The following is a 23079-nucleotide window of genomic DNA, read 5'->3' on the forward strand; positions in this document are numbered from 1 at the left end:
CACCGCGCCGCCGGCCCGTATCGGCCGGTACGGCTGCGGCCCCCGCTGGGCCGTCCGGGACCTGCGGCGTTGTCGTGGCACGGATATGCGAGCACGCTGGAAGGAAGACAGGTCCTGCCGGGCGAGCGGCCCGGAGGCATGAACGGACGCACCGAGGGACGGACGGAGGAGCACACCGTGGCGATGGGAGCGGACGACGCCAGGGGTGACGACGTCTACCAGCCGGACGGCAGTGAAGTCACCGAGGACTCGGGCATTCTCGACCGCGAGGACACACTCAACGGCCGGGCCTCCGATCCGTACGACGAGGGCTGGTCCCCGCCGGAACGGCCGCTGGGCGTCTACCACGCGGGAACCACCCAGGGGGAGCAGGAGGAGGGCGAGACGCTGGACCAGCGCCTGGCCGAGGAAGTGCCCGACCCGGCGCTGCTCCGCGCATCGGGCGGCGACGGCATCGGCGACACGTCCGACAGCGACGGGGAGCCGCTGGACGACGAGGTGGGCGACGGCCGGTCGGGCCGACTGGTCGCCCCGGACGAAGGGGCGCACGAGGAGGCCGAGAAGGACATGCTCGCGGAGGACGTGGGCATCGACGGCGGCGCGTCATCCGCTGAGGAGGCCGCCGTGCACGTCGTCGGTGACCCGGCGGCGGCCGAAGGCGGCCGGCCGCCGGGCCAGTAGCGCGGACAGGGCCTGTAGCGCGGACCGCAGCCACGCGGTCAGTAGCGCCGCCACGCGGTCAGTAGCGCAGGTCGGCCGCGATGCGGTCGTGGTCGGCGAGCGTCCCGTCGGGGAGGAAGACGACTTCGGCCCCGGTGTCGAGGGCCAGCTCCACGAGCTCGTCGACGATGTCCTCACGGACGGCCTCGCCGTTGGAAGCGGGCGCCCCCGTTTCCTCCGGATCGACCGGGATCAGGTGGCCCTCCTTCACCCGTACGGTCCGCTGGAAGTTCTCCTCGACCGCCACCAGGGCGACGCGGCCCTCCCGTACCGACTCCCACACCTCGTCGAGGCCCGCGGCGAAGGTCCGCCTGCCGCGCGCGGCGTTCAGCCGGTCCGCCGTCCGCTCGGCCGTCTGCTCGCGGAATGCGCGCAGGCTCGGCTCCAGCTCCCTGTACAGCGCGGGTGCCGGGCCGTTCACCAGCCCGCCGGTGAGGACCTTGGCCACCGCGTGCCGGGTGGCGGTCCCCACGTCCTCCAGGAGACTCAGCGCGGGGGCCAGGCCCACCACGTAGAGCGGGCGGGGGGTCGCGGCGAGGACCGCGGCGAGCGCGCTGTCCACGTCACGGAGGAACCGCCGGGTCTCCTCGTCCTGGAACGTACTGGCCACGTCGCCGATGCGTTCCTCGCGCTGCACATCGGTCTGCAGCTCGTCGGGGGTGACCGGGAAGCTGTTGCCCGTGTGCTCGCGCACCGTCCCCTGCGATCCGTGCCAGAGCGTGGCACGGGTCGCGGCCACGACGAGCACCCAGTACGGGGTGGCCCGGGCCCGCGCGGCGACCAGGTTCCTGGTGAGGTAGCTGTCGCTGATCACCACGCGCTCCGGAACCGCTCGCGGCAGTACCCAGCTCTGGTACGCGTCGGCACTCGCGAAGATCACCAGCCCGTCCAGGGAGTACCGCAGGTCGACGTCCGCGTGCGCCCGGTCGAGCTGGGCCCTGAGCCCGGCCCGCACCTCCCTCGGCAGTGGTTCGCCGGAGTCGTCGGTCCAGGTGTCGATCCGGTGGCCCGCCTCGGTCACGAGATTGCGCAGCCGTACCCCGTCCTGGGCGTTGTCCGGCTCGCGCCGGTGCGTCGGCATACTCACGGACACCACCGGACGGGGCTGCTTCTTGCGCAGGCTCTGCAGGACCGCAGGCGTCAGAGCGTTGGTTTCCATGACTCCCTTTCTGGTGCTGGTGCCCCTTCACGATCCACCAGCCGCCGCACGGCTGCATCCGGACGCGGCCCGCCCATATCCGTGATTAGCATGACGAATGGCGAAGGACAGCCCCGTACTCGATGTGGTGACGGAATCCCTTGCGGAGCTCCACGACCGGCTCGGCGCACTGCGGGACGGCGCGGTCGCCACCTACATCCCGCAGCTGGCGCTCGCGGACCCGGACACCTTCGGGCTCTCGCTGGTGAGCATGTACGGACACCGGTACCGGGCGGGCGACGCGGAACTGCCGTTCACCATCCAGTCGGTGTCGAAGCCGTTCGTGTACGCGCTCGTCCTCTCGCTGCTCGGCCTCGACGAGGTGACCCGGTGGGTGGGTACCGAGCCGAGCGGCGAGGGTTTCAGCGCCATCAGCCTGGAGCCGGACACGGGTCGGCCGGACAACGCGATGATCAACGCGGGGGCCATCGCCACCACCGCCCTGGTGCCGGGGCCCACCGACGCGGAGCGCTTCGAGCGCATCCTGGACTGTCTGAGCCGCTTCGCCGGCCGCCGGCTGGACGTCGACGAGACCGTGCACGCCTCCGAGGCGGAAACCGGTGACCGCAACCGCGCGCTCGCGTATCTGATGAGCAGCCTCGGGGCACTGCCCGGTCCGCCCTCGGTCGTGGACACCTACTTCAGGCAGTGCGCGGTACGGGTCACCACCGGCGACCTCGCGGTGATGGCAGCGACCCTGGGCAACGGGGGCGTCAACCCGGTGACCGGCGAGACGGTGGTGTCCGAGACCGTCGCCTGCCAGGTCCTCGCAGTGATGGCGTCCTGCGGGATGTACGACGCGTCCGGTGCGTGGCTGCTGCGGGTGGGTCTGCCCGCGAAGAGCGGGGTGTCCGGCGGGCTCATCGCGGTGAGCCCGGCCCGGTTCGGGGTCGCCGTACACAGTCCGCCCCTCGACGCCACCGGCACTCCGGTGCGCGGTATCGAGGCGCTGCGGGAGCTGTCCGAGCGGTTCGGGCTGCATATGATGCGCCACCCCACGCTGTCCGCCCCCACGATCACCGAGGCGGACCACGGGACGCGGACGGGGCTGGTGGCCGCACAGGGCGCCCTTGACTTCACCGCGGCCGAACGGCTGCTGCACGGGCTGTCCGATGTGGTCCCGGAGTCCGGCGGCTGGGTGGTGCTCGACCTGCTCGACGTCACCAGCGTGGAACCCTCGGGCGCCTCGGTCGTGGCCTCCGCGCTGGCCCGGCTGGAGGGGGAGGGGCACCGGGTGGCCGTCGTGGTCGATCCGCGCGCGCCGGGCGGATCGAGACTGACGCCCTGGCGGCGGTTCCCGTCCCGTGAGGAGGCCGTCGCCTGGTGCGAGCGGGGGCGGTCCGCCGGGAGCGCGAACGACCCTCGTACCGGGGCGGGCTGAGGAACTCAGGGCCGCTGCCGGCGGCGGACGAGCCGATCGGGGGCGGACCCGCGCAGTCTCGCGGATCCGCCCCCCGGGTGTCTCAATGCGGGCAAGTCGCCGTGCTGTTGGTGTGCTGGTGCCGCCGTGTCCGAACGCAGCCGTGTCTCAGTGCTGCCGGGCTGTCCCGGCCGCTGGTGCGGTGTTGCTGGTGGTGACCTGTACGTCGTCGACGACCAGCTGCTGCGGGAAGGCGGTGCTGCCGTCCGGGTCGCCCGGCCAGTATCCGCCGACGGCCAGGTTGAGGATCAGGAAGAAGGGCTTGTTGAACACCCACTGGTTTCCGCCCACGTCGGCGGGCGTACGGGTCTGGTAGACGTTCCCGTCCACGGACCACTTGATGGAGTCGGGCGCCCAGTCGACGGCGAACGTGTGGAAGTCGTCGGAGAACGCCTGGCCGCCCGGGAGTGAATAGGGGGCGCCGATGCCGGCCGAGCCGGAGTAGCCCGGGCCGTGGATGGTGCCATGGACGGTCGACGGTTCGAAGCCGACGTTCTCCATCACGTCGATCTCACCGGAGTTGGGCCAGCCGACCTGTCCGATGTCGTCACCCAGCATCCAGAACGCGGGCCACATGCCCTGCCCCTTGGGGATCTTCATCCGGGCCTCGACATGGCCGTACGCGGCCGAGAACTTGCCCGAGGTGTTCAGCCGCGCCGATGTGTACTCGCACGAGCCGTACCAGCACTGGTAGTTGTTCGGATTCTCCTTGCGTGCCGTGATGACCAAATGGCCCTGGCCGTCGAGCGCGGCGTTGGCGTTGCCCGGGGTGTAGTACTCGCGTTCGTGGTTGTCGACGTTGTCGCCGGTCTCCGTCTGCCACTTGCTGCCGTCGACGGCGGAGCCCGCCGGACCGTCGAAGGTGTCGGAGAAGGCTCCGCCGGCCGCCTTCACTGCCGGACGGCCGGTGGATGAGGGGTTGTCGGCGCTCGCGGTGGACGCGACGACCGGGGCGAGGAGCAGGGCTGAAGCGGTGGCGACGAGGAGCCGCCGGGTCAGGCGTGTGGAGGCCATGGTTCTCCCTTCCGGTGCACGGATCAGGTGCGCTGAACGGGCATGTATGACATGGATATGACAGACATGCGCAACAAGGCCGCCCGGGGGAGCGCGGCGGCCGGGGTGGGGGGTGCGCGGTTCACTTCGAGATTTAAGAAGTGAACCAACCCGCTGTCAAGGCCTTGGTATGTACCACTCCGGGTAAAGGTGAATTCATGCCTGAACGCATGGAAGTGAAAAGGGATATGTGTCCGAGTTGTGTGTTCGAGAACTGAAAGGAGAGCGCGCCGGGAGGGCTTGACGATCCGTCCGGACCGGACCCCCGGAATTCACCAGGGCGACAGCGGCCGGGACCCCGTACGCCAACTGACCGGTGATCCACGGTGATTGGTTACGGGAGTGAAGCCCGGGGCGCCTGTGCGACCGGTGGCGCGGGGGCGGTACCCTGCGCGCGCACCGCCAAACGGGCGGCGCAGCATGTGTGGAGGATTCTGTGACCGTTTCCAATAGATCGTGGCGGCTCCGGGGGGCTTTCATAGCCGCAGCGGCGAGTGTGGTCGGCGTCGGTCTGTGTGCTGTCCCGGCTCAGGCGCACACTCCGACGTGGAGCGTTTCGTGCTCCGAGGTCACCCTTGACCTCACGGCGTACAACCCCGGCGTCACCAACACCGTGACCGTCAGCGTGGACGGGAAGGACATCCTCCCCACGGAGAAGTTCGGCTCGTCGGTCAACAAGACCCTGCCGCTGGGTGAGCACACCAAGCCGCTCACCGTGCACCTGGTCGTGAAGGCCGGCGACGGGGACCAGTTCTCGAAGGACGACACGAAGACGGCACCGGTCTGCGCCACGCCGCCCCCCACGGCGCCGCCCGTCACGCAGACCCCGACGGGGGCCCCGAGCTCCGCGGCCCCCGCCCCGAGCAAGTCCCCGAGCTCCGCGCCCAGCAGCCCGGCAGCGGCGGCCCCCGCGCCGTCGCCGAGCGCCAGTGCGCCGTCGGACCTGGCCGAGACCGGTTCCTCCAGCGCCACGCCGCTCATCGCGGGTGCGGCTGCCGTGGTCATCCTCGCCGGTGGCGGCATCATGTTCGCCGCACGCAAGCGCCGCAGCAGCGAGAACTGAACCACCACGACTGCCGGCGCCTCCGTGTGAGCGCCGGCAGTTCTGTGTGCGGGGGCTTCGGTGTCCCGTTCCGGAGGACATGCCCTACTGCCCTACCGGCTCAGCATGGCGCCGCCATTGACGTGCAGGATCTGTCGGGTCAGGAGAGCCGGATGCCCTCACACCTTGCGGTAGTCGTACGCCTCCACGGCCGCGGCCTCCACCGCGTCCAGGTCGCCCCCCGCTGAGGCGGTGACCATGGCCGCCACCGAACCCTCCAGGAACGGCGCGTCCACCAGCCTTGTGCCGTCCGGGAGTTCGTCGCCCTCGGCCAGTAGCGTCTTCACGGTCAGTACCGCGCTGCCGAGATCCACGAGGACCGCCACACCGGCACCCCGGTCCACCGCCGCGGCTGCCGCCGAGATCAGCTCCGAACTGGTACCGAGGCCGCCGTCCGGAGTTCCGCCCGCGGCAGCGACCGGGGCGGTCGTCGCTCCGCCGGCCAGACCGGTCGCCAGCTCGGCAACAGCCGCCGCGACCGGCGCGCTGTGGGACACCAGGACGATCCCGACCAGGGCGCTCATGCGGCGGCCTCCGCCAGGGCGCCGAACAGCAGCGCCGAAGACGTCGCCCCCGGATCCTGGTGGCCGATGCTGCGCTCGCCGAGATAGCTCGCCCGGCCCTTGCGCGCCAGCATCGGTACGGTCGCGAGAGCACCGTCACCCGCTGCCTTCGCCGCCGCGGCGAAGGACTCCCCGAGCGCGTCGGCAGCGGGCAGCAGCGCATCCAGCATCGTCTTGTCGCCCGCGGCCGCGCCACCGAGCCGGCCCACCGCCTCGGTCCCGGCCTTCAGCGCAGCGGACAACTGCTCCCGGTCGACGGAGGGGGAGTCGCCGAGCGTCTTGCCGGTACGGCGCAGCAGCGTCCCGTACAGCGGTCCGGACGCCCCGCCGACGGTGGAGATGAGCTGCCGGCCGGCCAGTGTGAGGATCGCGCCCGGAGTCTGCGGGGCCTCCTTCTCCAGCGCGTCCTGCACGGCGGCGAACCCGCGCCGCAGATTGCTGCCGTGGTCGGCGTCGCCGATGGCCGAGTCGAGTTCGGTCAGCCGGTCCGCCTCCCTGTCGACGGCCGCGGCCGTCCCGGCCATCCAGCGGCGGAAGAATTCGGCGTCGAGCACAGGTCCTCCTTGGTGAGTCGGTGCACGGGACGGTCAGCAGCCCCAGCGCAGCGCGGCGGTGCTCACCGGCGCGTCCCACAACCGCAGCAACTCCTCGTCCACCTGGCAGAGCGTCACCGAGCAGCCTGCCATGTCGAGTGAGGTCACATAGTTCCCCACGAGGGTACGGGCGACGGTCACGCCACGCTCGGCCAGTACCCGGTGCACCTCGGCGTTGAAGCCGTACAGCTCCAGCAGGGGAGTCGCCCCGGCGCCGTTCACCAGCGCGATGACCGGAAGTTCCGGCCGTAGATCCTCCAGGACGGCGTCCACCGCGTAGTCCGCGATCTCCCGCGAGGTCATCATCGCGCGCCGCTCACGCCCCGGCTCGCCGTGGATCCCGACGCCCAACTCCAGCTGCCCGGACGGAAGGTCGAAGGTGGGGCCGCCCTTGGCGGGCGTACTGCAGGCGCTCAGAGCCACCCCGAAGGACCGCGCACTGGCACATACCTTCCGGGCGACGGCCTCGACCCGCTCCAGCGACGCGCCCTCGTCGGCCGCGGCCCCCGCCAGTTTCTCCACGAAGAGAGTGGCCCCGGTGCCGCGCCGGCCGGCGGTGAAGGTGCTGTCGCTCACCGCCACGTCATCGTTGACCAGCACCTTGGCGACCCGTACGCCTTCGTCCTCCGCGAGCTCGGCCGCCATGTCGAAGTTGAGCACGTCGCCCGTGTAGTTCTTCACGATGAACAGCACGCCTTCACCGCTGTCGACGGCTGCCGCGGCCCGCACCATCTGATCGGGCACCGGAGAGGTGAACACCTCGCCGGGGCAGGCGGCGGAGAGCATCCCGCGCCCGACGAACCCGCCGTGCAGCGGCTCGTGCCCCGACCCGCCGCCCGAGACCAGCGCGACCTTCCCGGCCACGGGTGCGTCGCCCCGTACGATCACCCGGTTCTCGACATCGACGGACAGCTCAGGATGCGCGGCCGCCATGCCTCGCAGGGCGTCCGCGACCACCGTTTCCGGGACATTGATCAGCATGTTCATTGGTGTCCTCCAGTGACGCAGGCGGGTAGGCCGCTGAGCTGTCTTTTCCCTGGTCGGGCAAGGTGCCGCTAGTTGTTGGTCCTGGATTTTTATCAGCATAGTCGTCAGGCGGGGGAGTGTGGAGGACAACCAGCGGGTGTCGGGCGCGAGCGGGACACCGGAGCACAAGCCGATGTACGGCGCGGTGAACCGCGTGGTGCGGTGCCCGGAGGACCGGTCCGGTCGGGCCGGTCTGGCCCGCGTCTTCCTGAACGCAGTCTGAACACGTTCGTTCCCGGCGTGACCCGTGTGGGACGGGCGTTGTTGGGCAGCGCGGAACAGGGTGACCTCCGGTAAGGGAGATGGATTGATGCGTCACGGAAACGCGCTGCGCGATGCGATCGGTGCGGCGGGAACGACGCCCTTGATCGGCGTGTACGACATGTACTCGGCCTCGATCGCGGCCTCGCACTACGACGGGATGTTCGTGTCGGGCTTCGGCTTCGCGGCATCTCACTACGGGCTGCCGGACATCGGGTTCATCGCCTGGCCGGACATGCTGGCCTTCGTGGAGCGGCTCCGCGGAGCCTTCCCGGCCCATCATCTGCTGGTGGATGTCGATGACGGCTACGGCGATCCGGAAGTGGCCTGCCACGTCGTGCGACGTCTGGAGCGTGTCGGCGCATCGGGTGTGATCCTGGAGGACCAGAAGCGCCCCCGCCGGTGCGGACACGTGGCCGGGAAGCAGATCCTGCCGCTCGACGAGTACCTCGACAAGCTGGAGCGTGTGCTGGCCTGCCGGACCGATTTGCTGGTGGTGGCGCGGACGGATGCCACCGACGAGGACGAGATCCTGAGGCGGGCCAAGGCGCTGGCGGCCACCGACGCGGACGTGGTGCTGGTCGACGGGGTGCGCGATGTTGCGGCGATCCGGCGCATCCGGGAAAGCGTCGGTGACAAACCCCTGCTGTTCAACCAGATCGCGGGAGGCCGCTCCCCGCGGCTTTCCCTGCCCGAGCTGGGCGAAGTCGGTGTCGACGTGGCGATCTACAGCACGCCCTGCCTGTTCGCCGCGCACGAGGCGATGGACAGAGCGCTGGCCGGCCTCCGGGCCGCGGACGGGCGACTGCCTGCCGCCGAGGACGAACACGGCATCGGTGTCGTTCAGTCCATCGAGCTGTTGAACCGCAATCTTCGGAGAGCACGCACGGCTCCTGCGCTATGACGCCCGGCATATGAGGGCCAGGGCGCAGCGCTCAGGATGTGTTCAGGTTCCTGATGGCACGGTCTGGCGTCATGACATCCGATACGTACAGCAGGCCCGGCGCAGCTCGTGGTCACGGTCTGCGCTGGAACAAGGTTCCCGAGGTCACCGTCTACTTCTGGGTGATCAAAGTGCTCTGCACGACGGTCGGCGAGACCGGGGCCGACTATCTCAATTCCCAGCTGGGGCTGGGGCTGACCGGTACCTCGCTCGTGATGAGTGTGTTGCTGGTGGTGGCCCTGGTCGTGCAGTTTCGCTGCACCGCCTACCGGCCGGGGATCTACTGGCTGGCTGTGGTGCTGATCAGTGTGGTCGGAACCCTGATCAGCGACAATCTGACCGACAACGTGGGAGTGCCGCTGCAGGACACCACCGCTGTGTTCGCCGTGGTGCTCGCGGTGGTGTTCGTCGCCTGGTTCAGGGCCGAGCGGACGCTCTCCATCCACAACATCGACACGGTGAGCCGGGAGGTCTACTACTGGCTTGCTGTGCTGTTCACCTTCGCGCTGGGCACGGCCGCCGGTGACCTCGTCGCCGAGCAACTGGCCCTGGGCTACTGGGTGTCCGCGGTGCTGTTCGCGCTGGCCATCGCCGCGATCGGGGTGGCGCACTTCGCGATGGGCCTGAACGCCGTATGGAGTTTCTGGATCGCCTATGTGCTCACGCGCCCGCTGGGAGCATCCATGGGTGACTACCTCTCGCAGCCGACCGGCGACGGCGGGCTCGGCCTGGGAACCGTGGTGACCAGTGTGTTGTTCCTGGCGGTGATCCTGGGACTGGTCGTGTATCTGACCGTCGCGCGACGGGATGCGACGGAGCCCAGGGAGCTCATCCGGTCGGCAGACTGACCACGAACCGTGCACCGGTGGTGTGCAGTTCGTCGTAATACACATCACCACCCGCGGAGCGGGCCAGGCGTCGCGCGAGCGACAGGCCGAGGCCCGCTCCGGTGTGCTCGTCGTCGGGGGCCGCGCGCCGCCCGGGGTGGAACAGGTACGGCACGAACGGCTCCGGCACGCCGGGCCCGTCATCGGTGACCTCGATCCGTACGCCGTCCGGCAGGCGGGAAGCGTGCAGGCTGACGCCCGATTCGGCATGACGCAGACCGTTGTCGAGGAGCGGGCCGACGATCCGTTCGAGCAACGCGGGGGAGACCCCGGCAGATACTTCCGGGTCTCCGCCCACGACGGTGAGCCCCGGAGTGCGGGGGCCGTTCGGGCCCTCGGCCAGCCGGTTCAGCACCGGCAGGACGAGGGCGGTGCCGGGTGTGCTGCGAGCGCCCGCGCGCGCGTCGTCCAGCAGGGTCTCGCAGATCGCCTGCATGGACTGCGCGGCGTCGGCGACGGCCAGGTGACAGGTGCGGGTGTCCTGCGCCGAACGGGGACGGGCCTGCAACCAGTCGAGTTCGGCGACGATCCTGGCCAGTGGATTGCGCAGCTCGTGCGACAGCTCCTTGGTGAGCTGCTGCTCGTGTCGCAGCACCGCCCGTATGCGGTCCAGAAGCGCGTCCAACGAGCTGCCCAGTTGGGTGAGTTCGGTCGGCCCCGCCCTGCCGCGGAAGCGTTCGTCGGAGTCGGCGGCGCTCCATCGGGTGGCCTGGTCCGTCATGGTGTGCACCGGGCGCAGTGCCCGCCCCACTGCCAGTCGGGTGAGGGCGTAGGTGCAGGCCAGCATGGTGATGTCCAGTGCGATGGACGCGAAGAGCATGGTGCCGGCGGAGCTGAGGTAGGGCGCGAGGTCCAGTGCGGTGACCACGACTGCGCGAGGCGCGGCGCCGTCGGTCGTCGGGACGGCCACGGCGCACAGCCGGACCGTTCTGCCGGTGTGCAGGGTGGTGCAGCCCTGCCCGCCGTGTCCGGCGAGGGTGTCGGCGGCGCGGGTGAGGGGCTGCACATCGGAGCTGTTCGGCGGATGTTCGAGCAGGAGCCCGCCCGCGTAGATCCACACGTTGTCGTCCAGCAGTGTGTCGTTCGGCGATTCCAGCACTCTTACGGAGCCGCCAACCGTGTCGACCGTCGTGGCGACAGCGGTGGCCCGGGTGCGCAGATGGTCGTCGGCCTGGTGCTGGAGGCGCTGCTGGACGATCGTATTGAAGACGACAGTGAGGATCGCCATCAGCAACAGGGCGGTGGCCACCGCGACCAGGGAGAGCCGGCCGCGCAGGGTGCGTGGCCACCAGCAGGTCGGACGGGCTGTCATGAGAGGCGGTGACCGACACCGCGCGCGGTGCTGATCGTCAGCTCGCTGCCCGCGTCGCGGAGCTTGCGGCGCAGCCGGGTGAGGTACTGGTCCAGAGTGTTGTCACTGACCTGGGCGCCCTCCGGCCAGCCCGCCCTGATCAGCTCGCGCCTGCGGACGATCGCCCCCGCCGCTGCCATGAGTGCGGCCAGCAGTCGGAACTCCGTCGGGGTCAGCCCGGCTGAGGTGCCCCGGACCGTCATCGAGTGCCGGACGGCGTCCAGGACCAGGTCGCCCGTTGCGGTGGGGGAGGGTGGTCCGGTCCGCTTGAGTGCGGCCCGCAACCTGGCGGCGAGCTCGGCGAGATGGAACGGTTTCGGCAGGTAGTCGTCGCCGCCCGCCGAGAATCCGGTCAGCCGGTCGGTGAGCCGGTGATGGGCGGTCAGGAAGACGACGGGGGAGAGGAAACCGTTCGCCCGCAGTGCCTGGCACACATCCCGTCCGTCGGCATCGGGCAGTCCCACGTCCAGCACCACCCCGTCGATGTCGGCTGTCGCCAGCCGCAGGGCGCTCGCGCCGTCGGGTGCGGAGACCGTCTCGAAGCCCTCGTCGCGCAGGCCGCGCCGCAGGACGTCCCGCAAGGCGTGATCGTCCTCGACGACCAGGATCCTCTGCTGCTGCACGGCTCGGTCTCCTTTCTGCGGTTCTCGATGGAGCGGCTGGGCCGTCGGCCGGCGGATGAGGTGGGGACCGGTGCGGGGCGAGAGGCGTGTTCGGGCGCCGGATCGTGCGAGGGGGAGCAGACCGGACCGGAGTGACTCCACCTGACACCTGAACCCATTGTCTACATGACTGTAGACGATAGCTGGAGGTGGGGATTCCGAGGCGCCTGCCGCGAAATGCCCGGCGGGCCCCCTGGGGCGCCTCCTCCACCGCGCCTCTACATCGTGTAGTAGTTTCCTGCGTGCATGCCGCGTGTCGACGCCTGTGCCGACATGGGCACACGTGTGGTTGCGGCTGCCGCCGGGGGTTCGGGGCTCGTCGCGATGTACGTTCCCATAGTTCTACATCATGTAGTAGTTTCGGCGGCGGCCCCCGGCTCCGGCCCGAGCAAGCAGACCGTTCCGGGCGGCGCCGTCCTCGCACGCCTGAAACCGCGGCTCGCCGATGCGACCGAGGCAATTCCCTTTTGCGCCCTTTCCAGCATGGAGGCTGATCGGCTGTGCCCCACCGTGGCAATCCTGCGAAGGCGTGGGCTCTCCCGCCGTCGTCCGACGTCCGGCCGCAGAGGCCGTCCGCCCCTCGGGTCGTGATCATTTCGGCGAGTGTGGGCGCGGGGCATGACGGCGCCGCCGACGAACTGGCGCGAGGCCTCCAGGCCGGCGGGATTCTTGTGGATCGGCACGACTTCCTCGATCTGCTGCCCGCTCGGCTGGGGAGACTGCTGTCCGGCGGATACCACCGGCTGCTCACCTGGGCGCCCACGGGATATCAGCGGATCTACGCCGCCACCGAACGCACCGGGCGCCCGGGGCTCCTGGTCCGCTCCCTGTTCCGTAGCGCGGAGCGCCGTACCCTGCGGGCCATCACCCCCGATACTCGCGCGGTCGTCTCGACCTACCCCGGAGCCGGTCAAGTGCTCGGCGCGATGCGCTCGCGAGGGCTTCTCGGGGTGCCCGCCATCACCTACCTCACCGACTTCTCCGTCCACTCCCTGTGGGTCGCGTCCGGTGTCGACGTACACCTCGCCGTACACGCGATACCGGCCGGACAGGCTCACGCCCAGGGTGCCGCGGGGGTCACGGTGACCGGCCCGGTGGCTGCCGCCCGATTCACCCCCGCCACCGTCGAGGAACGGCAGGCGGCACGCGTCCGCTTCGCTCTCCCCGAACGGTCCCCACTCGCGCTGCTGGTCGCCGGTTCCTGGGGGGTGGGTCCTGTGGAGCAGGTGGCCGCCGAGATCCAGGAGAGCGGTTCCGCGGTGCCCGTCGTGGTGTGCGGCAGGAACGAGGCCCTGGCCGAACGCCTCCGCAAGGCCGGTGTCGAGCATGTGTACGGCTGGGTGGATGACATGCCGGACCTCATGTCCGCCGCTGACGTCCTGGTGCAGAACGCGGGCGGCCTCACCTCGCTGGAGGCATTCGCCAGCGGCCTGCCGGTCGCGAGCTACCGCTGCATACCCGGTCACGGACAGACCAACGCCGCCGCACTCCAGGAGGCCGGTCTCGCCACCTGGATCCAGGATCCAGTCTCCCTCAAACCGGTACTCGACGAACTGCTCAACGGCCCCCTCGGTCACCAACAGCGCGCCCGGGGACTGCAGTTGTTCCGCCCCGGCGACGGCCCGGTGCAAGCCGTGGCCGCCGTGGCGAACTGCGCAGTTCCCCTTCGGGACAGGGTGGCCGGCTCCATGGTCCGACGTCCCGGCCGACGCGTACGCCTCGGAGTCCCGGTCGCGACCGCTGCGGTCGCGGCCACCGTGCTGCTCGGCGTCGGCGCCCCGATGGCCGAGGCATACGGCGACTCCCCGGCGCACCTGGGCGCACTCACCCGATTCCTGGACGGACACGAACGATGACCACGGCCCGAACTCTCCTGCGCGCCGGAGCCGTGACGCTGCCCGCGCTCGCCGCCCTGCACGCCGCGCCGGTCATCTCCACCTTCGGGCCGCTGCGTAACCGGCTCATGCCCCGCCTCTCCGGCCGAGGGCGATCCGACCACGTCGCGCTCACCTTCGACGACGGCCCCGACCACCTCTCCACTCCGCATTTCCTGCGTCTGCTGGAAACCCGGGAGTTGCGCGCGACGTTCTTCCTGCTCGGCTCCATGGCGGTGCGCTCACCCCGGCTGGTGAAAGCCATGCACGGCGCCGGGCACGAGATCGCGGTCCACGGCTGGGCCCACCGCCCGCTGCTGTTGCGGGGCCCCCGGGCCACGTACGACGATCTGGCCCGTGCCCGCGACACGATCGGCGGCCTCACCGGCACCCCGCCCCGTCTGTTCCGGCCCCCCCTACGGCGTCATGACCACCGGCACATACCTGGCCTGCCGCCGTCTCGGCCTGACGCCGGTCCTGTGGAGCGCCTGGGGCGAGGACTGGCGTGCCCGGGCGACACCGGATTCCGTCTACGACAATGTCGCCCGCGATCTGCGCGGCGGAGCCACCGTCCTGCTGCATGACTCCGACTGCACCTCCGCCACCGGATCCTGGCGCAACACCCTCGGTGCGCTGCCCCGCATCCTCGACACCTGCCGAGAGGGCGGTCTGAGGGTCGGACCGCTTCGCGATCACACCGGTACGAGCCCGGAGGAGCAGGGAGCACCCGCACGGTCCTTTCTACAGGGTGTAGTACCTTGAGTCCTCCGTGCACTCCGTCATGTCAGTCAACGACCGAGGCCGACGACCAGGTCCGGTGGTGGGTCGCGGGGTGCCGACGACAAGGGGTGGTGAACAACGGTGGGAAGCGTGAGCGGGCAGGGCGCTGCGGGGGCAGGCCGACGGGCGCCCGGCGAACTGGAGAGCGAAGTCCTGGCGGCCCTGTGGGCAGCGGGAAGGCCGGTGGGTGCGAGCACGGTACGTGAACAGGTGGCCGGTGACCCCGCTTACACGACCGTCCTGACGATCCTGACCAGGCTGCACGACAAACGCCTGGTGACCCGTGAGCGCTCCGGCCGCAGCTACCTGTACTCACCGGTCCAGGACAAGGCCGGGCACACCGCGGCAGGAATGCGCGACCTGCTGGATCGTGGTGGAGACCGGGCTGCCGTCCTCGCCCGGTTCGTCTCCGAGCTTCCGGCCGAGGACGAGCAACTGCTGGAGCAACTGCTGCACGGACCAGCGGAGGACTAGACGGTGTGGATCAGTCTGTGTACACCGCTGCTGGTCAGCCTGATTCTCACGCTGACCGCACCGTGGGCCGCCCGGAGGCTGCCACCACGTACGGCAGCCTGGACGCTCGCCTCCGCCGCCGTGACAGCCGCCGGTGCGTGGGTGACAGTACTGGCGATGGCGGGTTTCACCCTGGTCGGCCAGGACCCGGAGGTGGCCGAGGAGGGGCGCTGGTCTCCCCGCCTGCTCGCCACCGACACCCCCATCAGCCGGCCCGTCGCCGCCGCTTGCACACTGGGTGTACTCATCTGTGCGGTCACCCTGACCGTGACGGCCTGGCGCCGGGTGAGGGTCCTTGTCGACACCCGGCGCGACTGCCGGGACCTTCCCGCCGCCGGAGACCTGGCCGTGCTCGACGACCCTGTGCCCACGGCCTTCGCCCTGCCCGGAACTCCGGGCCGGATCGTGGTCTCATCCGGCATGCTGCAAGCACTCACGCCCGATGAAAGGCGCGCCCTGCTGGCCCACGAACGCGCCCATCTCCACCGCCGCCACCACCTGTTCCTGTTCGTCCTCCAACTCGCGGCGGCTGTCAACCCACTCCTGCGCCCCCTCGCCCGAGCGGGTGCGTTCGCACTGGAACGCTGGGCCGACGAAGAAGCGGGCACCGTCGTAGCCGACCGCGGCCTCGTCGCCCGCGCTGTCGCGCGGGCAGCGCTCGCCACCAAGCGCACCCCGCAACCAGCACTCGCGGCCACCGGCGGACCGGTGCCCCAACGCGTACGAGCCCTGCTCGCCGCGCCCACACCCTTCCGCCGAGGTCTGGCCATGGTGTTCCCGGCCTTGATGATGGTGTGCTGCGCCAGCCTTGCCCTGGCCGCCCACGACATGGACCAACTGTTCGACAGTGCTACGTCCTCCCACACCACTACGCAGGCCCGCTGAACGGCCGCTTGCCCAACCCGGCCCGGCGCCGGACGCGTGGAGGGGAACGGCTCATTCCTGAGCGACCGTGAGTACGATCTTGCCCTGGATGTGTCCCCGGGCGGCGCGTTCGTGCGCTGCCCGGGCATCCGCGAGCGCGAACGTGCTGTCGATCGCGACGCGGACCGTGCCCGCGTCGAGCAGGCGTCCCAGGTCGGCGAGTTGCGCGCCGTTCGAGCGGACCTGGGTGCCCGAGACCGTGACGCCCAGCTTCGCGGTCTCTCCGTCGTCGTATTCGCCGAAGAACACCGGGTACAGAGCGCCACCGCGCCTGAGCGTGCGCAGGAAGCGGCTGCTCTCGCGACCACCGACGGTGTCGAGAACGAGATCGACGCCGTGCACGAGTTCCTCGGGCCGCCTCTTGGTGTAGTCGATGAACCGGTCGGCGCCCAGCTCGCGCAGGAACGATTCATGCGCGCCCGACGCCACCGCGATGACATGTGCACCCTTCCATTTCGCCAGCTGTACGGCGAAGTGCCCCACGCCGCCCGCGGCGCCGTTGATGAGCGCCGTCGTGCCGGCGTCGAGCGCCATCGGGCGATGCTGCGCCGCCTGGAAGGGCGAGGGGTGATCGTGTCCGAGCCCGATCAGGAACTGCCACGCCGTCAGCCCGGCCATGGGCACCCCGGCAGCATGCACATGATCGATGCCGGCCGGCTTGCGTGCGAGGTCCGACGCGGGCGCGGTCACGTACTCGGCGTATGTGTGGCCGTCGAAGCTGGGGAAGCGCAGAAGGCCGAAGACCTCGTCGCCGACGGAGAGGCCGTCCGCGTCCGCGCCGACAGCCTCGACGACGCCCGACAGGTCCGTTCCCGGGATCACCGGCAAGTCGAACTTCGGCCTCGTCTCGGGTGGCAGGTTGGTCAGCCCGTCGCGCAGGTACCAGTCCGGAGGATTGACGCCGACCGCGTGCACACGAACCAGCACCTCGCCCGGCCCCGGCTCAGGAATCGGCACCTCGTCGTAACGCAGCACCTCAGGGCCGCCGTGCTCATGGAGCCGGATCGCCCTCATCGTGCGTGTCGGCATCGTCTTCTCCTGTCTGTGCTGCGGGGTAGGCTTATTCGGATCAGCGGTCCATGTAAGTGAACCACTGATCCGAATATATGGACCACTGATCCGGATAGTCAAGAGGGACAGATGCGGGCCGATGCCAGGAAGAACCGCGACCACCTGCTCGAAGTAGCGGGCACCGCCATCACCGAGCAAGGCGTCGACGTATCACTGCGCGACATCGCGCGCAGGGCCGATGTCGGGCTCGCGACGCTGCTGCGGCACTTCCCGACGCGCGAGGCGCTGCTCGATGCCCTGCTCCGCACGAGCTTCGACGAACTGACAACAAGGGCAGGCGAGTTCGAGACGTCGAACTCGCCCGAGGACGCTCTCGTCTCGTGGCTGCGCGACTGCGTCGCCTGGACAACCGAGTACCGGGGCGTGACCGTGCTGATGGCAGCCGCCATCGAGGACGCCGAATCCGCACTCCACGCTTCGTGCGTCACCCTGCGCGCAGCCGGTGCGCGGCTCCTCACCCGCGCCCAGGCCGCGGGCATGGCGCGGAGCGATATCGATGGCGCCGATTTGTTCGCGCTGATCGCCATGCTCGCTTGGCTCGGCGACCAGCCCTCGCTCGCACCACGTGCCGACCGCCTCTTCGAGGTTGTCGCGAGCGCGATTCTGACGAGCGCAGGAAGCAGCCGTGCCCGGCACACTTCTTCGGGTGTCCGGGAGGTGTCAGTGCCGGATTGAGCCGCCGTCGATGACGAGGGTCTGGCCGGTGATGAAGGACGTGGCGGGCGACAGCAGGAAGCGGACCGGCTCGACGTAGTCCGCCCGCCACGGGCTCCGGTCAGGCATTCCGGCACCGATGGCGAGCCGTTGACGAACGGCGAACCAAGTGACAAGTGGGGTGCGGGACATCGGCAGCGTCCCGGAGGACAACGGAGCCGGCGCGGGTGTTCCGGGTACGTCGTGCCCGCAACACCCGCGCGCGTCTACCTGGTGAGGTCGGCCGGTTCATCGAGTCGCGTCAGCTTCTCCGGGTTGGACGTCGCGTAGATCCGGGTGATGCGCCCGTTCTCGACCACGAGACTGACCGCGGCCCGCCCGCTGTCGGATTCGATCCGGATCGCCGAGGCGCCGTTGAGCCACACCGCCGTGGTCTCGGAGGCGGTCCGGTCGGTGCCGGCGAGCATCGTCGCCACGAGGTCGGCCCCGTGGATGGGGGCCAGTGCGGCGCCGGACAGCCCGCCGCCGTCCGCGATGAGGACCACGTCCGGCGCCATGATCTCCATCAGGTCCTGGATGCGCCCGGTGTGCAGTGCGGCGACGAACCGGGCCACCACGGCCTTGTGCTCCGACCGGCTCACGCTGACGCGTGACTGCCGAGCGGCGATGTGGCTCCGGGCCCGCCGGGCGATCTGCCGAACCGCAGCGGGGGTCTTGCCCACGGCCCCGGCGACCTCCTCGTACGGGACGTCGAAGACTTCGCGGAGCACGAACACGGCCCGCTCGGTGGGGCCGAGCGTTTCCAGGACGGTCAGCATCGCGATGGAGACGCTTTCCGCGAGTTCGACGTCGTCGGCGACGTCGGGGTGGGTCAGCAGGGGCTCCGGCAGCCACTCGCCCACATAGTCCTCGCGGCGGCGGGAGAGTGTGCGTATGCGGTTGAGCGCCTGCCGGGTGACGGCCCGGACGAGGTACGCCCGCGGGTCCTGGACCTGTGACCGGTCGACTTCGGCCCACCTCAGCCAGGTCTCCTGCAGTACGTCCTCCGCGTCGGCCGCGGAGCCGAGCATCTCGTAGGCGACGGTGAACAGCAGGCTGCGGTGGGCGACGCACGGGTCCACGGTCATGCCGTGGACCCGACGCGGGACGTCGTCGGGCGATTGGCGAGCGGGATCGCGCAGGCGTCGGAGAAGCCCTGCGAGGTGACCCCGTTCGCCACGTTGGCCCTGGTCGCCAGGTTGACGTAGGCGATGAACGCGGTGAGCTCCACCATGGCCGGCAGCCCGAGCCGCTCAAGAAGGGCGGCGTACTGCTCGTCGGTGACCGTCGGCGGAGTGTTGGTCATCGCCTCGGCGTACCCCATGACGTCGCGCTCCAGCGCAGTGAACACGTCCGCCTCCCGCCACCGCGGCACCTGGCTCGCCCTGGCCAGGTCCAGCTTCTCGTTCTGTGCCTGGAAATAGCCGACGTCCAGGCACCAACTGCAGCCGACCTGCGAAGCGACGGCCATGTGCGCGAACGATTTCAGGCCCGGGTCGACCGCATCCCACACCCCCACCCTGGCTCCGAACTCCAGGTTGTCCTGGGCCACTCGGGGGCTGTGCCACAGCACCTCGACATTCTCGGGCACGACGCCCAACTGCTTGATCATGTTCTCCTTGAGGTCGGCGGGGAGCTCGGTCTTCGGCAGACGCAGCGTCATGCTGTTCTCTCCTCGATATGCGCCCCTGGTGGGGCTGTTAGGCATGAAGACACCGCCCGGCCCCCGCGTGTGACAACCACCGTCGCCCCCGCATGCCCCCTGGCCCGTCCACGTCCGCGCCTCCTTCTCCTTGGGCGCAGAGCCCCATGTCCATCGAGCACAGTGGTGATCATCGTCTCCGGCACATCAGTAGCCTCGGGCCATGTCTGAGATGCCTGTGGCGCACTTCTACGACGATCTCGCTGACGATTACCACCTGATCTACTCGGACTGGGACACAAGCATCCGCCGGCAGGGGGAGGCTCTGGATGTCCTGATCGGCCCGGATCGCGCTACGGTGCTCGACTGCTCCTGCGGCATCGGCACGCAGGCCATCGGTCTGGCGCTGCGCGGGCACCGTGTCACCGGGACCGACCTCAGCCCCCGCGCCGCCGCCCGCGCTACCCGTGAGGCCGGCCGGCGGAACCTGAGTCTGCGCACGGCCGCCGCCGACATGCGACGCCTCCCGTTCCCCGACGGCCGGTTCGACGCCGTCGTCTGCGCTGACAACTCACTGCCTCACCTGCTGACGGAGCAGGATGTGCACGCCGCTCTCGCCGAGATGCGCCGCGTACTGTGTCCCGCCGGCCGCCTGCTGGTGAGCACGCGCCCCTACGACGACCTGCTGCGCGACCGCCCTGCTTCCACGCCGCCACAGGTCCACCGGAACACCGGCGGCGGCGACGACGAGCGAACGGTCACCTTCCAGCTCTGGCACTGGCACGACGACGGCGAACACTACGACTTGGAACACTTCCAGCTCATCCCGGCAGGGGGAGAATGGCGAGTCCAGGTCCGCCGGACCACCTACTGGGCGCTTGGCCGGGACCGGCTGGCCGCCCTCGCAGCCGAGGCCGGGTTTGTCGACGTCGGGTGGCGACTGCCCCAGGAGACAGGCTTCTTCCAGCCGCTGCTCGTGGCCCGCGCCGGATGAGCGCCGACCGCGCTGCCCCGGCTCCGAGCATCACCTGATCGTCGACCGCCAAGGGACCCCGCTCGCCGTCACGCTCACCGGCGGGAACCGGCAGAGGGCTCAGCTGTACACGAGAAGGTGGTCACATGTATTCGTGCCGTCGTGGAGTGAAGAGTCGCTGTTGAGGACGTAGAAAGCCCCGGCGAATCCCGTAGCCGTCATCTTCGGCACCACGATCAGTGTCTGGTTCGCCATGCTCAGCCCGTTCGGCTTCACCACATACTGTTGCAACTGCGCGAAGAGATTCATCCCGAGACTGGGCAGCCTGAGGGCCCGGTACGTACGGTCCCCCGTCCCGTCCGAGCCCGTGACCGGTACCTGGTACTTCACGGCGGCCCATTGCGCGGGGTTGGTGGCCATGCGTCCCGTCATCTCCAGTTGCTGCAGCCGCCGTTGCGTGCTCGCCCGGACGCCGGCCATGTGAATGTGCAACTGGTCGAGGAACCGGGCGCTCTGCGAGTTGATCCCCAAGCCGATATTGGGATACTGCACGGGGACGCTCCCTCCGCTCCGGGCGTTCTCCCATGCGTCGTTCCAGTAATTCGGCGCGCCAGAGGTCTCGATGAACGGGCATTCGATACCGGTGATCCTGCAACTGGGGGTCAGGAGAAAGTTGTGCTGGCTCGACGGCCTGCCGTGCAGTACGACGTAGTCCGAGGTCACCTTCAGGCAGTCGGGAGGGAACTGCCCGGGGGGCAGGGGTTTGCCCTGCGTGCAGTACTGGACGTCCCGCCACAGCGGATCGTTGTCGGAAGGGCTTCCGCAGAGGGGCTGGAGCTGAGCAGGGGGGCAGGTCGGGGTGCCGCCGGGAGGTGGAGTGGGGCACGTGTCGGGGGCGGGGTCCGCGTGCATCGGGGAGGCTGCCGAAGCGGTGCGTCCGGCCGCCGCTTCCACGCCGGTCAGGAGCGTCGCCGCACCGATAAGGCCGGAGAACGCCACGAACCGACGCCGAGGCAGGTCGTTCGAAGTCTTGTCGTCATTCATGCGTGCTCTCCGATGGTGATGTCCACTGCATGGAATTCCCGGCGCGAGTCAGAAAAGGCGGCCTGCCCCATTCTGGCCTCGCCGATTCGCTCACAGGGTAGGGAGCGAGGTGCGGGTTGCCTATCGACCGGCCCGGTCAGAGTCAGGCGTTCCGCCATTCAGCGGCCATCCCGTTCAGCCTTCTCTTTCTCGGTGGATTGTCGCTGGAGACATTGCCAAACGGTCGATGCCGGTGGAATGCAAGAAGGCTGATCCGCCTATGAGAGGCCCTGGCAAAGGCGTTGGACGTGGTGGTGGGTGATGAGGCAGGTGGTACGGCCGAGGAGACTTCGCGGATGTCGTCGTGTCGCTCTCGGCGGATGCGGAGACGCGGAAGCCGTGGAACCTGGCGATCGAGCCCTCGACGACCATCGGTGAACTCCGGGGCCGGAGCCGTGCAGTACTCCGCGGCGGGCGATGGGGATGCCTGTGAGGGCGTTCTCGGTTTCATCCGTCGGACGCGACGCCGATGCGGGCCAGCACCGCGGCGGTGCCGTCCTCCGTGGCGATACGGCGCGCGAGTTCGACCGCTCGTTGCCGGTGGGCCGGATCGGCCATGCAGGCTGTGATCGCCCCGGCGAGGGCTTCGGCGGTGAGCTCGTGGAACGGCAGCGGTCGCGGGGCGACTCCGAGCCGGTGCAGCCGGGCTGCCCAGAACGGCTGGTCGGCCATGGCAGGTACCGGCACGGCGGGCACCCCGGCGCGCAGTCCGGCCGCTGTGGTGCCCGCCCCGGCGTGGTGGACGACGGCGGCCGTGCGAGGGAACAACCAGTCGTGCGGGAGGTCACCGATCGCCAGGACGTCATCGCCGACCGCGCTCAGGCCGGCCCACCCCGCCTGCACCACCGCGCGCACCCCCGCCCGAGCCACTGCCGCCGCCACCAGCTCGCCCAAGCGTTCCCCCTGGCCCGGTGCCATGCTGCCGAACCCGATGAACACCGGGGGCGGACCGGCTTGGAGGAAGTCGACCAGTTCGGCCGGCGGCCGCCAACCTCGCGGCCGGGCAGGCCACCAGTAACCCGTCACGTCGACCTCGGACGGCCAGTCCGCCGGGCGCGGTACCACCCGTGGGCTGAAGCCGTGGAGGACCTGCCGGATCTTTCCTGCCCCCGACGGCCCCTCGGCGACGGGCAGCCCGAGCCGGGTGCGCAGCCTCGTCAGGACCCCTTCCTGGAGCGTTCCGGCCTGCGCCAGCAACGCCCGGCCCGTGGCGAGGTTGACGTCCGGCCCCAAGTCGTCGGCGCCCGGCACGCCGGGCAGCGGGAATTCCCTCGTGGCAACGGCCGGCGCGAGATAGGTACCGACGACGGGGATGGCAAACGCCTCCCCGGCAGCCTGGCTGAGTGATGCGGGGCCGAACGCGGTGAGCACCAGGTCGGTGCCCTCCGCCACGGCCGCCACCACCCCATCTGCCAGCCGGTCCAAGAACGCCGAGGTCACCGCCCGCGCCTCCTCCGGTGACGTCGCCAGAGCGCGGGCGCGGATCAACTCCTGCGGATCCCCCGGCAGAAGTCGGTGGTCGAGGCCGCACTCGGCTACGAGTCCTGCGAAGGGCAGGTGCGCGGCTACGGCGGCTTGATGCCCGGCGTCCAGCAGACGCTGCCCCAGGCCCGTGAACGGTGCGACGTCCCCACGCGAACCGGCGGTGACGATCAGTATCCGCATGTGATGATCCTTCTCGGCAAGCGCTGCCCCGGGCGCCCGGACGGCGGCGGTCGCCGTGGACGCCAACGGCTCCTGCGTGGTG

Annotated in this window: 24 protein-coding genes and 2 pseudogenes; 13 read left to right on the forward strand and 13 right to left on the reverse strand. The window is 70.1% G+C overall.

Annotation, left to right across the window (positions count from 1 at the left end; genetic code table 11):
• Positions 1-183 precede the first annotated feature (183 nt).
• A complete protein-coding gene (locus OG385_RS31250; protein WP_266861281.1) occupies positions 184-681 on the forward strand; it encodes a DUF5709 domain-containing protein in 498 nt (165 codons plus the stop codon).
• A gap of 58 nt (positions 682-739) precedes the next feature.
• Here OG385_RS31250 and OG385_RS31255 read toward each other — a convergent pair whose 3' ends face one another.
• The gene (locus OG385_RS31255) at positions 740-1879 is read right to left on the reverse strand and encodes a chemotaxis protein (RefSeq protein WP_266859855.1); all 1140 of its coding nucleotides are present in this window, start codon (positions 1877-1879) and stop codon (positions 740-742) included.
• 97 nt (positions 1880-1976) lie between these two features.
• Between OG385_RS31255 and glsA the strand changes: the two genes are divergently transcribed.
• A complete protein-coding gene (glsA, locus tag OG385_RS31260) occupies positions 1977-3299 on the forward strand; it encodes a glutaminase A (protein WP_266859857.1) in 1323 nt (440 codons plus the stop codon).
• 186 nt (positions 3300-3485) lie between these two features.
• Here the strand turns inward: glsA and OG385_RS31265 are convergent.
• A pseudogene (locus OG385_RS31265) lies at positions 3486-4352 on the reverse strand (family 16 glycosylhydrolase); the annotation flags it as partial.
• Positions 4353-4827: 475 nt separating this feature from the next.
• On the opposite strand from OG385_RS31265, the gene OG385_RS31270 reads away from it, so the two are divergent.
• Positions 4828-5454, forward strand: coding sequence for an LAETG motif-containing sortase-dependent surface protein (locus tag OG385_RS31270; protein ID WP_266859861.1), 627 nt, complete (start codon positions 4828-4830; stop codon positions 5452-5454).
• A gap of 158 nt (positions 5455-5612) precedes the next feature.
• Here the strand turns inward: OG385_RS31270 and OG385_RS31275 are convergent, their stop codons facing one another.
• From OG385_RS31275 to dhaK, 3 genes are read right to left on the reverse strand one after another with little or no spacing between them, the layout of a single operon-like run.
• A complete protein-coding gene (locus tag OG385_RS31275) occupies positions 5613-6017 on the reverse strand; it encodes a PTS-dependent dihydroxyacetone kinase phosphotransferase subunit DhaM (RefSeq protein WP_266859863.1) in 405 nt (134 codons plus the stop codon).
• Positions 6014-6610, reverse strand: a complete 597-nt coding sequence (dhaL, locus tag OG385_RS31280) for a dihydroxyacetone kinase subunit DhaL (protein WP_266859865.1) — start codon at positions 6608-6610, stop codon at positions 6014-6016. Before dhaL ends, OG385_RS31275 begins: the two co-directional genes overlap by 4 nt.
• 33 nt (positions 6611-6643) lie before the next feature.
• The gene (gene dhaK / locus OG385_RS31285) at positions 6644-7636 is read right to left on the reverse strand and encodes a dihydroxyacetone kinase subunit DhaK (protein WP_266859867.1); all 993 of its coding nucleotides are present in this window, start codon (positions 7634-7636) and stop codon (positions 6644-6646) included.
• Between the two features lie 118 nt (positions 7637-7754).
• On the opposite strand from dhaK, the gene OG385_RS31290 reads away from it, so the two are divergent.
• From OG385_RS31290 to OG385_RS31300, 3 genes are all read left to right on the forward strand, one after another.
• A complete protein-coding gene (locus OG385_RS31290; RefSeq protein WP_266859869.1) occupies positions 7755-7898 on the forward strand; it encodes a hypothetical protein in 144 nt (47 codons plus the stop codon).
• Positions 7899-7985: 87 nt separating this feature from the next.
• On the forward strand, positions 7986-8840 hold the full coding sequence (locus OG385_RS31295; protein WP_266861283.1) for an oxaloacetate decarboxylase: 855 nt from the start codon (positions 7986-7988) through the stop codon (positions 8838-8840).
• A gap of 71 nt (positions 8841-8911) precedes the next feature.
• Positions 8912-9727, forward strand: coding sequence for a hypothetical protein (locus OG385_RS31300; RefSeq protein ID WP_266859871.1), 816 nt, complete (start codon positions 8912-8914; stop codon positions 9725-9727).
• Here OG385_RS31300 and OG385_RS31305 read toward each other — a convergent pair.
• Together OG385_RS31305 and OG385_RS31310 are read right to left on the reverse strand one after the other, a co-directional pair.
• Positions 9708-11078, reverse strand: a complete 1371-nt coding sequence (locus tag OG385_RS31305) for a sensor histidine kinase KdpD (protein ID WP_266859873.1) — start codon at positions 11076-11078, stop codon at positions 9708-9710. The genes OG385_RS31300 and OG385_RS31305 overlap by 20 nt on opposite strands.
• On the reverse strand, positions 11075-11740 hold the full coding sequence (locus OG385_RS31310) for a response regulator transcription factor (RefSeq protein WP_266859875.1): 666 nt from the start codon (positions 11738-11740) through the stop codon (positions 11075-11077). The genes OG385_RS31305 and OG385_RS31310 overlap by 4 nt, the downstream gene beginning before the upstream one ends.
• Before the next feature lie 626 nt (positions 11741-12366).
• On the opposite strand from OG385_RS31310, the gene OG385_RS31315 reads away from it, so the two are divergent.
• From OG385_RS31315 to OG385_RS31330, 4 genes are all read left to right on the forward strand, one after another.
• Complete coding sequence (locus OG385_RS31315; protein WP_266859877.1) at positions 12367-13635, forward strand: glycosyltransferase; 1269 nt, start codon at positions 12367-12369, stop codon at positions 13633-13635.
• Positions 13632-14237, forward strand: a complete 606-nt coding sequence (locus tag OG385_RS31320; RefSeq protein WP_323183920.1) for a polysaccharide deacetylase family protein — start codon at positions 13632-13634, stop codon at positions 14235-14237. Before OG385_RS31315 ends, OG385_RS31320 begins: the two co-directional genes overlap by 4 nt.
• 286 nt (positions 14238-14523) lie before the next feature.
• The gene (locus tag OG385_RS31325; protein ID WP_266859879.1) at positions 14524-14907 is read left to right on the forward strand and encodes a BlaI/MecI/CopY family transcriptional regulator; all 384 of its coding nucleotides are present in this window, start codon (positions 14524-14526) and stop codon (positions 14905-14907) included.
• A gap of 3 nt (positions 14908-14910) precedes the next feature.
• A complete protein-coding gene (locus OG385_RS31330) occupies positions 14911-15831 on the forward strand; it encodes a M56 family metallopeptidase (protein WP_266859880.1) in 921 nt (306 codons plus the stop codon).
• 51 nt (positions 15832-15882) lie between these two features.
• On the opposite strand, the gene OG385_RS31335 is transcribed toward OG385_RS31330, so the two are convergent.
• Positions 15883-16899, reverse strand: a complete 1017-nt coding sequence (locus OG385_RS31335; protein WP_266859881.1) for an NADP-dependent oxidoreductase — start codon at positions 16897-16899, stop codon at positions 15883-15885.
• 111 nt (positions 16900-17010) lie between these two features.
• Here OG385_RS31335 and OG385_RS31340 point away from each other — a divergent pair, with 111 nt between their 5' ends.
• Positions 17011-17616, forward strand: a complete 606-nt coding sequence (locus tag OG385_RS31340) for a TetR/AcrR family transcriptional regulator (RefSeq protein ID WP_266859883.1) — start codon at positions 17011-17013, stop codon at positions 17614-17616.
• Here the strand turns inward: OG385_RS31340 and OG385_RS31345 are convergent.
• The 3 genes from OG385_RS31345 to OG385_RS31355 all read right to left on the reverse strand — a co-directional run bounded on the left by OG385_RS31345 (position 17602) and on the right by OG385_RS31355 (position 19297).
• Positions 17602-17724: a hypothetical protein gene (locus OG385_RS31345; RefSeq protein ID WP_266859884.1), complete on the reverse strand. Its 123-nt coding sequence runs from the start codon at positions 17722-17724 to the stop codon at positions 17602-17604. The two genes, OG385_RS31340 and OG385_RS31345, sit on opposite strands and share 15 nt — an antisense overlap.
• Positions 17725-17861: 137 nt before the next feature.
• Positions 17862-18722 carry an RNA polymerase sigma-70 factor gene (locus OG385_RS31350; protein WP_266859885.1) on the reverse strand — a complete coding sequence of 287 codons (861 nt, stop codon included), beginning with the start codon at positions 18720-18722 and terminating at the stop codon, positions 17862-17864.
• A complete protein-coding gene (locus OG385_RS31355; protein ID WP_266859888.1) occupies positions 18719-19297 on the reverse strand; it encodes a carboxymuconolactone decarboxylase family protein in 579 nt (192 codons plus the stop codon). Before OG385_RS31355 ends, OG385_RS31350 begins: the two co-directional genes overlap by 4 nt.
• A gap of 202 nt (positions 19298-19499) precedes the next feature.
• Here OG385_RS31355 and OG385_RS31360 point away from each other — a divergent pair, with 202 nt between their 5' ends.
• Positions 19500-20270 carry a class I SAM-dependent methyltransferase gene (locus OG385_RS31360; RefSeq protein ID WP_266859890.1) on the forward strand — a complete coding sequence of 257 codons (771 nt, stop codon included), beginning with the start codon at positions 19500-19502 and terminating at the stop codon, positions 20268-20270.
• Positions 20257-20361, forward strand: a pseudogene (locus tag OG385_RS31365) (IS5/IS1182 family transposase); the annotation flags it as partial. The gene OG385_RS31360 and the pseudogene OG385_RS31365, both read left to right, overlap by 14 nt.
• A gap of 8 nt (positions 20362-20369) precedes the next feature.
• Here the strand turns inward: OG385_RS31365 and OG385_RS31370 are convergent.
• Together OG385_RS31370 and OG385_RS31375 are read right to left on the reverse strand one after the other, a co-directional pair.
• Entirely contained in the window at positions 20370-21293 is a 924-nt protein-coding gene (locus tag OG385_RS31370) for a CDP-diacylglycerol diphosphatase (protein ID WP_266859892.1), read from the reverse strand.
• Positions 21294-21779: 486 nt separating this feature from the next.
• Complete coding sequence (locus OG385_RS31375) at positions 21780-22997, reverse strand: glycosyltransferase (RefSeq protein ID WP_266859894.1); 1218 nt, start codon at positions 22995-22997, stop codon at positions 21780-21782.
• Positions 22998-23079 lie beyond the last annotated feature (82 nt).

Source organism: Streptomyces sp. NBC_01306, assembly GCF_026340465.1.
In the GTDB taxonomy this organism is placed as follows: domain Bacteria; phylum Actinomycetota; class Actinomycetes; order Streptomycetales; family Streptomycetaceae; genus Streptomyces.